At 66.8% G+C, this 13142-nt stretch carries 10 protein-coding genes; all 10 read right to left on the minus strand.

Annotation, left to right across the window (positions count from 1 at the left end):
• Positions 1–95: 95 nt before the first annotated feature.
• The 10 genes from BLS50_RS00225 to BLS50_RS00275 all read right to left on the minus strand — a co-directional run bounded on the left by BLS50_RS00225 (position 96) and on the right by BLS50_RS00275 (position 13132).
• Positions 96–2018, minus strand: coding sequence for a PrkA family serine protein kinase (locus BLS50_RS00225; RefSeq protein WP_006476065.1), 1923 nt, complete (start codon positions 2016–2018; stop codon positions 96–98).
• A 543-nt stretch (positions 2019–2561) separates the two neighbouring features.
• Positions 2562–4310 (minus strand): methyl-accepting chemotaxis protein, encoded by a 1749-nt coding sequence (locus tag BLS50_RS00235; RefSeq protein WP_074802733.1) that lies wholly within the window; start codon positions 4308–4310, stop codon positions 2562–2564.
• Between the two features lie 296 nt (positions 4311–4606).
• Positions 4607–5542 (minus strand): ribokinase, encoded by a 936-nt coding sequence (gene rbsK / locus BLS50_RS00240; protein WP_074799900.1) that lies wholly within the window; start codon positions 5540–5542, stop codon positions 4607–4609.
• On the minus strand, positions 5539–6570 hold the full coding sequence (locus tag BLS50_RS00245; protein ID WP_011545351.1) for a LacI family DNA-binding transcriptional regulator: 1032 nt from the start codon (positions 6568–6570) through the stop codon (positions 5539–5541). The genes rbsK and BLS50_RS00245 overlap by 4 nt, the downstream gene beginning before the upstream one ends.
• Positions 6571–6605: 35 nt before the next feature.
• Positions 6606–7625 carry an ABC transporter permease gene (locus tag BLS50_RS00250; protein WP_006476069.1) on the minus strand — a complete coding sequence of 340 codons (1020 nt, stop codon included), beginning with the start codon at positions 7623–7625 and terminating at the stop codon, positions 6606–6608.
• Positions 7622–9235, minus strand: coding sequence for a sugar ABC transporter ATP-binding protein (locus tag BLS50_RS00255; RefSeq protein WP_074799903.1), 1614 nt, complete (start codon positions 9233–9235; stop codon positions 7622–7624). The genes BLS50_RS00250 and BLS50_RS00255 overlap by 4 nt, the downstream gene beginning before the upstream one ends.
• A 145-nt stretch (positions 9236–9380) precedes the next feature.
• Complete coding sequence (locus BLS50_RS00260) at positions 9381–10331, minus strand: sugar ABC transporter substrate-binding protein (protein ID WP_011545349.1); 951 nt, start codon at positions 10329–10331, stop codon at positions 9381–9383.
• Between the two features lie 252 nt (positions 10332–10583).
• Complete coding sequence (locus BLS50_RS36210) at positions 10584–10895, minus strand: hypothetical protein (RefSeq protein ID WP_256333906.1); 312 nt, start codon at positions 10893–10895, stop codon at positions 10584–10586.
• A 176-nt stretch (positions 10896–11071) separates the two neighbouring features.
• Positions 11072–11998, minus strand: coding sequence for a CysB family HTH-type transcriptional regulator (locus BLS50_RS00270; RefSeq protein ID WP_027807388.1), 927 nt, complete (start codon positions 11996–11998; stop codon positions 11072–11074).
• A 75-nt stretch (positions 11999–12073) separates the two neighbouring features.
• Positions 12074–13132: a sulfate/molybdate ABC transporter ATP-binding protein gene (locus BLS50_RS00275; protein WP_012328435.1), complete on the minus strand. Its 1059-nt coding sequence runs from the start codon at positions 13130–13132 to the stop codon at positions 12074–12076.
• Positions 13133–13142: the final 10 nt, after the last annotated feature.

Below are 13142 nucleotides of genomic sequence, written 5' to 3' on the forward strand. Positions count from 1 at the left end.
CGGGGCACTCGCCGCGCATGCCGTCTGCCGTCATGCGGGCGGCGCCTCTGAAAGCGCCCGTACGGACTCGCCGTACGGGCGCGATACCGCGCGTGTCATGACGACTTGCGCACGCGCAGGTACCAGTCGCAAAGGAGCCTCACCTGCTTCGGCGTATAGCCCTTCGCGACCATCCGGTTCACAAAGTCCTCATGCTTGCGCTGCTCCTCCGCCGAACCCTTCGCGTTGAACGAAATGACCGGCAACAGTTCCTCGGTATTCGAGAACATCTTCTTCTCGATCACGACCCGCAACTTCTCGTAGCTCGTCCACACGGGGTTCTTGCCGGCGTTCGCCGCCCGCGCGCGCAACACGAAGTTCACGATCTCGTTGCGGAAATCCTTCGGATTGCTGATCCCGGCCGGCTTCTCGATCTTCTCCAGCTCCGCGTTCAGCGCGGCGCGATCGAAGCTCTCGCCGGTATCGTGATCGCGGAATTCCTGATCCTGGATCCAGAAGTCCGCATACGTGACGTAGCGATCGAAGATGTTCTGGCCGTATTCCGAATACGACTCGAGATACGCGGTCTGGATCTCCTTGCCGATGAACTCCGCGTACCGCGACGCGAGCACGTCCTTCACGAACGACAGGTACTTCTGCTCGGTTTCCGGCGGGAACTGCTCGCGTTCGATCTGCTGTTCGAGCACGTACATCAGGTGCACCGGGTTCGCCGCGACCTCGCTCGTATCGAAGTTGAACACGCGCGACAGGATCTTGAACGCGAAGCGGGTCGACACGCCGGTCATCCCTTCGTCCACGCCCGCGTAGTCGCGATACTCCTGGTACGACTTCGCCTTCGGATCGGTGTCCTTCAGGTTTTCGCCGTCGTACACCTGCATCTTCGAGAACAGGCTCGAATTCTCCGGCTCGTGCAGACGCGACAACACCGAGAACTGCGACATCATCTTCAGCGTGCCCGGCGCGCACACGGCCTCGGCGAGCGACGAATTGCGGATCAGCTTCTCGTAGATCTTGATTTCTTCCGACACGCGCAGGCAGTACGGCACCTTCACGACGAAGATCCGGTCGAGCAGTGCCTCGTTGTTGCGGTTGTTGCGGAACGCCTTCCACTCCGACTCGTTCGAGTGCGCGAGAATCACGCCGTCGAACGGAATCGCGCCGAAACCTTCGGTACCCTTGAAGTTGCCTTCCTGCGTGGCGGTCAGCAGCGGGTGCAGCACCTTGATCGGCGCCTTGAACATTTCGACGAATTCGAGCAGGCCCTGGTTCGCCAGGCACAGGCCGCCCGAGTAGCTGTATGCGTCGGCATCGTCCTGCGCATACTGTTCGAGCTTGCGGATATCGACCTTGCCGACCAGCGACGAGATGTCCTGATTGTTCTCGTCGCCCGGCTCCGTCTTCGCGATGCCGACCTGCCGCAGGATCGACGGAAAGCGGCGCACCACGCGGAACTGGCGGATGTCGCCGTTGTATTCGTGCAGGCGCTTGACGGCCCACGGACTCAGGATGCTCTTCAGGTAGCGGCGCGGAATGCCGTACTGTTCCTCGAGGATCGGACCATCCTCGTCGTAGTCGAACAGCCCGAGCGGCGATTCGTTGACGGGCGAACCCTTCAGCGAATAGAACGGCACGCGCTCCATCAGTTGCTTCAGGCGCTCGGCGATCGACGACTTGCCGCCGCCCACCGGGCCCAGCAGATAGAGGATCTGCTTCTTCTCTTCAAGACCTTGCGCAGCGTGGCGGAAATATGCGACCACCTGCTCGATCACCTCCTCCATTCCGTAGAACTCACGGAATGCCGGATACACCTTGATGACCTTGTTCGCGAAGATCCGCGACAGGCGCGGGTCGTTGCGGGTATCGATCTGTTCAGGTTCCCCGATTGCTTCCAGCATGCGTTCACCCGCCGTCGCATACGCGGATGGATCGTTCTTGCAGAGCGCGAGATACTCCTCCAGCGAGAGCTCTTCCTCTCGCGTTTTTTCGAAGCGGTTCGCGAAGCTGCTGTAAATATCCATGCTACCTCCCTCGCCTGAGTCTGAAGACGTGCCTGCCTTCGTATGACTGCGCAGAAGCAAGCGCGTTCGAATTCATCCTAAACCCTTTCTTATTTTTTTTCACGAACTCTTCGTATGAAGTTCGTCATTCTCGACAACACCGCTTGGACAACGCATTTCGTCGTTTTACAATCGACCTCCCGAGCCGCAGAAACTGCATCCGCCGCGTCTCGTCGAACATCGAAACGTCTCGTGCGTTGGACATCTCCGACGTCGCCACTTCCTCCCCTCATCCCTATACGTTCGAGCGGTCGCGCGCGATGACACGCCGCGCGCACCGTTACAAATTTTTTTCGCAGTCCCTTACGGACATACCCGTACGACGAACGCGGGAACGTGACGTGCACGCAGCGCGTCGCCGCGTATGCGTCGGTGCGCGACGCAGGTGACGATGCACGATCGATCGTCCGTGCTGTCACATTTGTCCATCGCGGAAACGACAACGCCCGCGGATCGCGGGCGTCGTTCGTCACCAAATGGGGATAGATACGCAGTGCCTGAAGATCAGAACGTCTCCCAGTCGTCGCCGCCGGCGGTCGCGACTGCCGGCGCGGGGGCGGCCGATACGGCGGCGGGCTTGCGCGCCGGCGTCGCGATTACGGGTGCGCGTTTCGGCGCGGCGTCGCGTTCGACGCGCGCCGCAGCCGGCGCGGAAGGTGCACGCGGCGCTTGACGCGCCACCGCAACGACGGCGCCCGCGCGTGCTGCTTCGTCGTCGAGCTGGAATACCGCCGCCGTTTCGCGCAGGCGGGCCGCCTGTTCCTCGAGCGACTGCGCGGCGGCCGCCGCTTCCTCGACGAGCGCGGCATTCTGCTGCGTGACCTCGTCCATCTGCGCGACCGCGCGCGCCACCTGGTCGATCCCGCTGCTCTGCTCCTCGGACGCCGCCGCGATCTCGCCCATGATGTCCGTCACGCGCTGGACCGCGCCGATCACGTCGCTCATCGTGCGCCCGGCTTCGTCGACCAGCGTCGAGCCCGTCCGGATACGCTCCACCGACGCGTCGATCAGCGCCTTGATTTCCTTCGCCGCGCTCGACGAACGCTGCGCGAGGCTGCGCACTTCGCCGGCGACCACCGCGAAGCCGCGGCCTTCCTCTCCCGCCCGCGCGGCTTCGACGGCCGCATTCAGCGCAAGAATGTTGGTCTGGAACGCGATTCCCTCGATGATCGCGATGATGTCCGCGATTTTGGCCGAGCTGTCGTTGATTTCGCCCATCGTGCCGACCACCTGGCCGACCACCGTATTGCCCTTGTTTGCAATGTCGGACGCATTCGCGGCCAGCGAGCTTGCCTGGCGCGCATTGTCGGCATTCTGCTTCACCGTGCCCGTCAGCTGCTCCATGCTCGACGCGGTTTCCTGCAGCGCAGCGGCCTGTTCCTCGGTGCGCGACGACAGGTCGGTGTTGCCGGCCGCGATCTGGCGGGCCGCGGTCGCGATCGACTCGCTGCCGCCGCGCACGGTACGCACCGTGTCGACGAGCCCGCGCTGCATCCTCGCGAGGCCTTCCAGCATCTGGCCCATCTCGTCGCGCCGGTCGACGACGATCGGCCGGCGCAAGTCGCCTGCGGCGATCGCGTCGAAATGCGACAGCGCGTCGGCGATCGGGCGGCCGATCGCGCGGCTCAGCGTCAGCCACGACAGCACCGCGGCGCCGATGCCGGCCAGCAGCACCACGATCGACAGCACGCGCATCGTCTCGAATACCGATTCCGCCTGATCGAAGCGCGCCTGCGCATTGGTGAACTGGAAGCTGCGCAGCGCTTCACCGGCCGTGGCGAGTTCGGTATAGCGCGCCTGAAGCTGCTTCGCGCCGCCGCCGATCTGGTCGTGATCGCCCGCCCCGACCGCACTCGAGAACGCGTCGCAACTGTCCTGCAGCACCTTGCGCCGGGCGGCGACGTCCTGTGCGAGCCGGTCCTCGTCGGCGTTGCGCGGCAGCGCAAGGTATTTCTGCCACCAAGCGTCCGATTGTGCCCGCATCGCGCGGCTGCGCTCGATGGCCGCCGCCGAGTCCGGCGTGCCGGCCAGCAGCGCCGCACGGTCGAGTGCGAGGCGCTCGCGCGCGGCGAACATTTCCGCCATCGCCACGTTGACCGCGCTCGGCATCTGGTTCGTGAAAATCTCGCGCGTCGAATCGTTCGCACGCGTCATCCCGTACAGGCCGAGCACGCCGGTGACACCCAGCAGTACCGCCAGAAACGCCATCGTCAAACCGATGCGCGCACGAATCGTCAGGTTCCTGAACACCATCATCCATCCTGTGTTGCGTCGTCATGAACGGGCCGGGCCCGTTGGCTCGAAGCATTGCTTCGCTTGATTTATTTACGACCGCGCGACGCACAACTTGACGGATTTCAGACCATTTTTTCGAATTATTAGTCTGAACATTACAAACCACTGAACAAAATGGCGTAAATTCGGGCCAGTTCGACAACGGAAGGAAAAGACCGCGAGGCACCGGCAGGTTCAGGCAGGTGCGGCCGGCGAGGTGCGGCCGGCCGTCTCGTGCGACGAACCGGCCACGAGACGGAACCGCGATCCTGGGGTCAGGCCTGATCGGCCAGTTCGGAGCGCGTCGGAATCGACGGCTGAGCGCCCGCGCGCGTGACCGACAGCGCCGCCGCGCATTGCGCGAAGCGGATGGCCGTGTCGACGTCCGCGCCGGCCGCGAGCCGTGCGGAAAAGCCGCCGATGAAGGTGTCGCCGGCGGCCGTCGTGTCGACCGCCTGCACGACCGGCGCCGGATAGTGCCGCGCGGTGCCGTCGGCCGTCAACGCGAGCACGCCGCGCGCGCCGAGCGTCACCAGCACGTTGCGCGCGCCGCCGGCCTGCAGCGCCCGCGCGGCGGCTTCGGCTTCTGCCGGATCACGCACGGGCAGCCCCGTCAGCGCGGCCGCCTCGACCTCGTTCGGAATCAGGTAATCGACGAGCGGCAGCCAGCCGTCCGGCAGCGGCGCGACGGCCGGAGCCGGATTGAGCACCACCGTGCGGCCGAGCCGGCGTCCGGCCGACAATGCCGCGAACACCGTGTCCGGCGGCGTCTCGAGCTGGCAGATCAGCACGTCGGCCGCCGCCAGCGCGGCCTCGTGCCGCGCGATCGTGTCGGTCGTGACCTCGCCGTTGCCGCCCGCGACGATCACGATCGCGTTCTGGCTCCCATCGTCGACGACGATCAGCGCGACGCCGGTCGACGCCGACGCGCTCGTCGCGAGCCCCGCGCAGTCGATGCCCTCGGCCTCGAGACCCGCGCGCAGTGCCGCGCCGTGCGCATCCGCGCCGACGCAGCCGATCATCGCGACCTGCGCGCCGAGCCGGGCGGCGGCGACGGCCTGGTTGCCGCCCTTGCCGCCCGCGGCCTGCGCGAAGGCGTGCCCGGCGAGCGTTTCGCCCGGCAGCGGCAGCCGCGGCGCCCGCACGACGAGATCCATGTTGAGGCTGCCGACCACCGTCACGCGGCCGCCGCCCGTTACGGTCGCCGTCATGCGCGAGCGCCCGGCGCGGCCGGCTCGCGGTAGATGGCCGTCGATTCGCGCAGCACGAGGCGCGGCGACACGACGCGACGGCGGCTCGGCACGGCGCTCGAACCGCCGCCGATCCGTTCGATCAGCGTCTGCGCGGCCATTTCGCCGAGCGCGCGCACCGACTGGCCGACCGTCGACAGCGCCGGATACGTGTAGCGGGAAAATTCGATGTCGTCGAAGCCGATGATCGAGCAGTCGTCAGGCACGCGCATCCCGCGCTCGGCCGCCGCGCGCAGCGCGCCGACGCCCATCAGGTCGTTGCCCGCGAAAATCGCGCTCGGCCGCACCGATTCGAACAGCCGCGACGCTGCGTGATAGCCGCCCAGGCACGAGAAATCGCTTTCGGCGATCGCGCCCGGCACGATGTCGACGCCACGCTCGGCCATCGCGCGGATGAAGCCGTGCACGCGCATCGCGCTGACGGCGGTGTCGGTCGGCCCCGTGATGCAGCCGATCTTCGCGTGCCCGAGTTCGAGCAGGTGACGCGTCGCCAGATACGCACCGCGCTCGTGGTCGATCTGCACCAGATCGGCCGCGAGCCCCTCGATGTTGCGGTCGACCACGACGAGCGGCGCATGGATATCCGCGAGCGTCTGCGCGAGCACCGCGTCCTCGCCCGCCGACGCGACGATCAGCCCGTCGATGCGCTTTTCCTGCAACACGCGCAGGTAGTTGCGCTGCTTCACGGGATCGTCGTCCGAATTGCAGAAGAACACGCAATAGCCGTTGGCCGCGCACTGATCCTCGATACCGCGCGCAAGCTCGGCGAAGTACGGATTCGTGCTGTTCGGCACGACGAGGCCGATCGTCGCCGTCGCCCGCGCCTTCAGCGAGCGCGCCACGGCCGACGGCACGTAATTCAGCTCGCGGATCGCGCCCTCGACCTTCGCACGCACATCCGCGGACACCGGCCGCGAATTGTTCACCACGTGCGAGACGGTCGTAAACGACACGCCCGCCATGGCCGCCACATCCTTGATCGTCGCCATTTCCCGTTTCTCTCTGGTCTGTTCTGTCTGTCTTTTTACCGCACACGCGTACGCCGGCTGCGATACGTATCGAGCACGACCGCCACCACGATCACCGCACCCGTGATGATCCGCTTCGTCGGCTCGTTCGCCCCGATCTGCGCCAGCCCCGCGGCCAGCACGGAGATGATCAACACGCCGAAGAACGTGCTGATCACCGAGCCGCGCCCGCCCATCAGGCTTGTGCCGCCGATCACGACGGCGGCGATCACCTGCAGTTCGAGGCCCGCGCCCGCGTTCGGATCGGCCGCCTCGAGCCGCGAAATCTGGAACAGCGACGCGAGCCCCGCGAGCGCGCCCATCAGCGCGAATACGAGGATTTTATACGGCCTCGGGTTAACCCCGGCAAGCCGCACCGCTTCCTCGTTCGTGCCGATCCCGACCAGATAGCGCCCGAACACCGTGCGCGTGAGCACGAACTGGGCCGCGATCATCACCGCGACCGCGATCAGGAACGCCGGCGAAATGCCCAGTGCGATCGGGTTCGACAGGAAATCGAACGCGTCGCCGATATACGCGGTGCGCGAATTCGTCAGCTGGTACGCGAGGCCGCGCGCGGCCTCCAGCACGCCGAGCGACACGATGAACGACGGAATCCGCCAGCCCACCGTGACCGCGCCCGTCAGCGCGCCCGTCGCGGTCGCGACCGCGATCCCGATCAGCGCGGCCGGCAGCGGCCCCCACTGCCATTTCAGCGCGGCGACGCTGACCATCGACGCGGCGAGCGCGAGCACCGAGCCGACCGACAGGTCGATCCCGGCGATGATCAGCACGAAGGTCATCCCGACCGACATCACGACGAGATCGGGAATCTGGTTCGCGATCGTGCTGAACGTGTCGTAGGTCAGGAAATGCGAGCTCAGCACCGAGAACAGCGCGATCATCGCAGCCAGCGCGCCGGCCAGCCCGAGATAGTTCGACAGGCCGAGCCGCGTGCCGGACAGCGTGCGCGCGCGGCGCCCCGTCACGTCCTGCTGCGCGCCTGCGTCGGTCGGGGATACGGGAGGCTGGGTCATTGCTGTGGTCCTGTCGTCGAAGTGCCCGGAGCGGCGCCGCGCGCCTGCCCCGCGTCCGGATGCTGCATGGCGGCCGCCGGCGCCTCGCGGCCGAAGCCGGCGAACGCCGCGGCCAGCAGCGCATCCTGGGTCCAGTTGCCGCGCTCGAACACGGCGGTCATGCGCCCGGCCGACATCACGCCGATCCGGTCGCAGATCAGCATCAGCTCGCGCAGGTCGCTCGATACGACCACCAGCGCGCGGCCTTCGCGCGCGAGCGCGCCCATTAAAGTGTAGATCTCGAATTTGGCGCCGACGTCGATCCCGCGCGTCGGCTCGTCGAACAGCAGCACGCCCATGTCGCGCGCGAGCCAGCGGCCGATCACGACCTTCTGCTGGTTGCCGCCCGACAGTTCGCCGACCGGCTGCGCCGCCCCGTGCGTACGAATTCGCAGCGCATCGATCTGCTGCTCGGCGAGCGCCGTTTCGCGTGCGGCATCGACGATGCCGCCGCGCGCGAGCCGGTCGAGCTGGCCGAGCGACACGTTCGCGGTGATCGACTGCGACAGCAGCAGCCCTTCGCCCTTGCGATCCTCGGTGATCAGCGCGATGCCCAGCTTCACCGCGTCGACCGGCGACGCGATGCGCGCCGGCTTCAGCGGCTGGCCGACCGCGATCGTTCCGGCATCCGGCGTATCGGCGCCGTAGATCAGCCGCAGCAGCTCGGTGCGTCCCGCGCCGATCAGCCCCGAGATGCCGAAGATCTCGCCCGCGCGCACCTCGAGCGACACGTCGCGCACCGCCGTGCCGCGCGTGAGGCCCGAGACCGCGAGCCGCGGCGCGCCGAAGCGGCGCTCGCCGAGATCGATGTGTTCGCCGACCTCGCGCCCGACCATCAGCGTGACGAGCCCGTCGGACGTCGTCGCCGCCATGTCCCCCGCGTGCACGAGCCGGCCGTCGCGCAGCACCGCGACGCGCTCGGCGACGCGCGCGAGCTCTTCGAGCCGGTGCGAGATGTAGACGATCGCGACGCCGCGCGCCTTCAGCCGGTCGATCTGCTCGAACAGCAGCTCGACTTCGCGCGCGGTCAGCATCGCGGTCGGCTCGTCGAGAATCAGCACGCGGCAGTCGCCGATCAGGTTGCGCGCGATCTCGACCATCTGCTGGTGGCCGATGCCGAGCGCGCCGACCGGCGTATCGGGGTCGACCGCGTCGAGCCCGACCTGCGCCATCGCGGCACGCGCGTCGTCGCGCAGCCGCGCGCGATCGATGATCCCGAAGCGCCGCGGCAAGCGGTTCAGGAATAGGTTTTCGGCGACGCTCAGCGTCGGCAGCAGGTTCAGCTCCTGCATCACCATGCGCACGCCGAGCGCCTCGGCCTGCGTGCGGCTCGCCGGCGCGTACGCCTCACCGCCGAGTTGCATCGTGCCGGTGGTCGGGTCGACGAGCCCGCCGATGATTTTCGACAACGTGCTCTTGCCGGCGCCGTTCTCGCCCGTCAGCGCGAGCGCCTGGCCCGCGTCGAGCGTCAGCGTGACGTCGGCGAGCACGGGTTCGGCATAGGTCTTGCCGATGCCGGATACGGACAGCACGGGATGGGCTGAACGGGAGGGTTGGAAGGTCGGTTCCATCGCGATCCTGGTTGCGGCCGCGCGCACGGGGCGCGCGGGTATGACGCTCACTAGTGCATGTGCATGCAGTGGCCGTGATCGCGCTCACACCGGATAACGGCCGCCGCGCCGGATTCTTGAGGGCGGCGGCCGGATCGGCGCGGCGTTACTTCGTCACGAGATCCACCGGCGTCTCGACCACGCCGGACATGTCGGCTTGCTTGCGATGCTCGGCGATCGCCTTGAGCGCCGTGTCGATGCCGAACACGGCCTGCTTCGCCGCGTACTGATCCGCGGTCGCGAGCACGCGGCCGTCCTTCAGCATCGGCTTGATCGCGTTGATGTTGTCGTAGCCGACCACGAGCACCTTGCCCTGCTTGCCGGCCGCGCGCACGGCCGACACGGCGCCGATCGCCATGTTGTCGTTGCCGCACAGCAGCGCCTTCAGGTTCGGGTATTCGTTGAGCATCGCGGCGGCCACCGCATTGCCCTTGTCGATCTCCCATTCGCCCGACTGCACCGACACGACCTTCATCCCGCCCGCCTTCATCGCGTCCTGGAAGCCGGCCGTGCGCTGCTGCGCGTTGGTCGTCGTCGACACGCCTTCGACGATGCCGACCTGGTCGCCCGCCTTCAGCCGCTTCGCGAGGTAATCGCCGATCTTGCGCGCGCCCTTGCGGTTGTCCGGGCCGACGAACGGCACGTTCAGGTTCTTCGACTTCAGCACGTCGGGATCGAGCCGGTTGTCGATGTTCACGACGACGATGCCGGCGTCCACGGCCTTCTTCACGACCGGCACGAGCGCCTTCGAATCGGCCGGCGCGAGCACGATCGCATCGACCTTCGACACGATCATCTGCTCGACGATGCGGATCTGGTTCGCGGTGTCGGTCTCGTCCTTGATGCCGTTGGTGATCAGGTCGAACTGGTTCGCGTTGTGCTTCTGGTATTCCTTCGCGCCCGTTTCCATGGTCAGGAAGAACTCGTTGGCGAGCGACTTCATCACGAGCGCGACCTTTGGCTTGGCCGCGGATTGCGCGTGGACGGCCGGTGCGGCGGCCACCGCGACGGCGGCGAGCGCGGCGGTCAGGAAGCGACGGCGAAAGCGGACATTCATACACATCTCCTGGCGACTGGCCCGAAGGCCGGATTGTTATTCGACTGTTGTTTTAATGTGAGCAAACGTTTGCGCCACACTACCCGGGCAATGGCCATCGATGCTGCTGTCGGTACCACGGAATGGAAGCGAGGCAGACGGCCGACTGCCTGGCGCGTGCTGTCGTTGACGCGCCACCGCCGGCGGGATGCCGGCGGAGTGAAGGCTATGCTGTACCGATTCGCTTCGGCGCGCAACCTGTCTGATCAATATTTAAGGGTTTATTCGGAGCGCGCGAGCGCGCTTCACGACGCGCAAATACGACAGTAGCGACGCCGACGGTGGATCGTCGAAGTGCTTCGTAGCCGGCTTGCCGGTGATGGCGCGGTTCGTTCCGGACAGCGTGATCGCGTCGACGATCGGCACGAAGCGCGGCCGCGTTCGCCGTCGCGATATGTCGTCGACTGTGACGGAACCGGTGATTTGAACGCGCAGCCTTGTGAACGAGGATAACTGCCGATTGTGCGTTTCGCGCCGAGGTTCGGCGTCGCAGGTTGTTCTTGTTTTTCTGTTGGCTGAAAGCATCGGCGATCGTCACCTGACGCGACGCACCTTGCGTGTTATCGCATCGGCGGATGCTTCAGCCGTGATGGCGGCAATCCCCTGCCGCCGCCCGGTGCCGTATGCGGCAACGCACACGTGGTGCAAGTCGCGCCATCCGCGGCAATGGCCCGGACGGCGCGCGACACGCTCGGGTCAAATCAAACGGCTTCGCGCAACAGCCCCGCGATTTCCGCTTCGTTCAGGTGCGGCGCGAACATTTCGATCAGCCGGTACGCATACGCACGCAGGAACGCGCCCTTGCGCAGCCCGACCCGCGTCGTGCTCGCCTCGAACAGGTGTTGCGTATCGAGCGCGACGAGCCCCGTGTCGCGCTGCGGATCGTAGGCCATCGCCGCGACCACGCCGATCCCCATCCCGAGTTCGACGTAGGTCTTGATCACGTCCGCGTCGATCGCGGTCAGCACGACGTCGGGCACGGCGCCCGCCTGCGTGAACGCCTGGTCGATGTGCGAGCGGCCCGTGAAGTCCTGGTCGTACGTGATGATCGGGTACTCGGCGATTTCCTCGAGCGTCAGGTTCGCGCGGCCGACGAGCGGATGGCCCTTCGGCACGACGACCGTGTGGTGCCACGAATAGCACGGGAACGTGACGATGTCCGGATAACGGTCGAGCGCCTCGGTCGAGATGCCGAGATCGGCCTCGCCGTTCAGGATCATCTGCGCGATCTGCTGCGGGCTGCCCTGGCGCAGCGCGAGATGTACCTTCGGGAACACCTCGGTGAACTGCCGGATCACCTTCGGCAACGCGTAGCGCGCCTGCGTGTGCGTCGTCGCGACGACGAGATGGCCGCTGTCCTGATCGGCGAACTGGCGCGCGACGCGGCGCAGGTTCTCGGCGTCGAGCAGCATCCGCTCGATCAGTTGGTGCACCGCCTTGCCGGGCTCCGTGAGCCCCGTCAGCCGCTTGCCGCGCCGAATGAAGATGTCGACGCCCAGCTCATCTTCCAGATCCTTGATCTGTTTCGACACGCCCGACTGCGACGTGTACAGCACGTTCGCGACTTCCGTCAGGTTCATGTTCTGGCGCACCGCTTCGCGCACGAACCGCAATTGCTGAAAATTCATGGGTATGCCTCTTAGGCTGTCGTTGTTTGATTGTTCAATCGGAGCGAAACCCGCCCTCTGCCCTGCATTGTCTCGTCAACGCGCGGGAAATACCCGCACGGCGCGCGGCACGGCCGTCGCGCCGTCGCCGACCTGCAGCGACAGCGCCCGCCATGCGTCGCGGTCGAGTTCCGCCTCGAGCGCGCCGCCCGCGCGCGCCTCGAGCTCCACGCGCACCGAACCGCCGAGCGGAATCACGCGCCGCACGTCCACCGCGATGCCGTCGCGATGCCCTTCGCCCGCCGGCCACAGCTGCAGATCGTGCGGCCGGACGTAAGCGTTCGCGGGGCCCGCGAAATCGGCGTCGACCTCGATCGGCGCAGCCGCGCCCTCGGCGACGAAGCCGCGGCCGGCGACCGTGCCCGGCAACCGGTTCGCCGCACCGAGGAACTCGTACACGAACGCGCTTTGCGGATGATCGTAGACGTCCTGCGGGCTGCCGACCTGCTCGACGTGACCGCGATTCAGCACGACGATCCGATCGGCCACTTCGAGCGCCTCTTCCTGGTCGTGCGTGACGAAGATCGTCGAGATGTGCAGGTCGTCGTGCAGGCGACGCAGCCAGCCGCGCAATTCCTTGCGGACCTTCGCGTCGAGTGCGCCGAACGGTTCGTCTAGCAGCAGCACCTTCGGCTCGACCGCGAGCGCGCGGGCCAGCGCGATGCGCTGGCGCTGGCCGCCCGACAGCTCGGACGGATAGCGCTGCGCGAGCCAGTCGAGCTGCACGAGCTTGAGCAACTCGTGCACCTTCTCGCGAATCGCGGCTTCCGACGGCCGCTCGCGGCGCGGCTTCACGCGCAGGCCGAACGCGACGTTCTCGAACACCGTCATGTGGCGGAACAGCGCGTAGTGCTGGAACACGAAGCCGACCTGGCGATCGCGCGCGCCGACCGACGCGACGTCGAGCCCCTGCAGCACGACCTGGCCGGCGTCCGCGTGCTCGAGGCCCGCGATCACGCGCAGCAGCGTGGTCTTGCCGCAGCCGGACGGCCCGAGCAGCGCGACCAGTTCGCCGGGCGGGAAGTCGAGCGAGACGTTGTCGAGCGCCGTGAAATCGCCGAAGCGCTTCTGAAGGTTACGGACGGTGATACCCATTCTGGTTGCC

Source organism: Burkholderia orbicola (assembly GCF_900100915.1).
Taxonomy (GTDB): Bacteria; Pseudomonadota; Gammaproteobacteria; order Burkholderiales; family Burkholderiaceae; genus Burkholderia; species Burkholderia orbicola.

Coding starts and splice junctions, on each gene's coding strand:
- BLS50_RS00225 (WP_006476065.1), bottom strand. CDS start 2,018: ATGGATATTTACAGCAGCTTCGCGAACCGCTTCGAAAAAACGCGAGAG.
- BLS50_RS00275 (WP_012328435.1), bottom strand. CDS start 13,132: ATGGGTATCACCGTCCGTAACCTTCAGAAGCGCTTCGGCGATTTCACG.
- BLS50_RS36210 (WP_256333906.1), bottom strand. CDS start 10,895: ATGCTTTCAGCCAACAGAAAAACAAGAACAACCTGCGACGCCGAACCT.
- BLS50_RS00260 (WP_011545349.1), bottom strand. CDS start 10,331: ATGAATGTCCGCTTTCGCCGTCGCTTCCTGACCGCCGCGCTCGCCGCC.
- BLS50_RS00250 (WP_006476069.1), bottom strand. CDS start 7,625: ATGACCCAGCCTCCCGTATCCCCGACCGACGCAGGCGCGCAGCAGGAC.
- BLS50_RS00270 (WP_027807388.1), bottom strand. CDS start 11,998: ATGAATTTTCAGCAATTGCGGTTCGTGCGCGAAGCGGTGCGCCAGAAC.
- BLS50_RS00245 (WP_011545351.1), bottom strand. CDS start 6,570: ATGGCGACGATCAAGGATGTGGCGGCCATGGCGGGCGTGTCGTTTACG.
- BLS50_RS00235 (WP_074802733.1), bottom strand. CDS start 4,310: ATGGTGTTCAGGAACCTGACGATTCGTGCGCGCATCGGTTTGACGATG.
- BLS50_RS00255 (WP_074799903.1), bottom strand. CDS start 9,235: ATGGAACCGACCTTCCAACCCTCCCGTTCAGCCCATCCCGTGCTGTCC.
- rbsK (WP_074799900.1), bottom strand. CDS start 5,542: ATGACGGCGACCGTAACGGGCGGCGGCCGCGTGACGGTGGTCGGCAGC.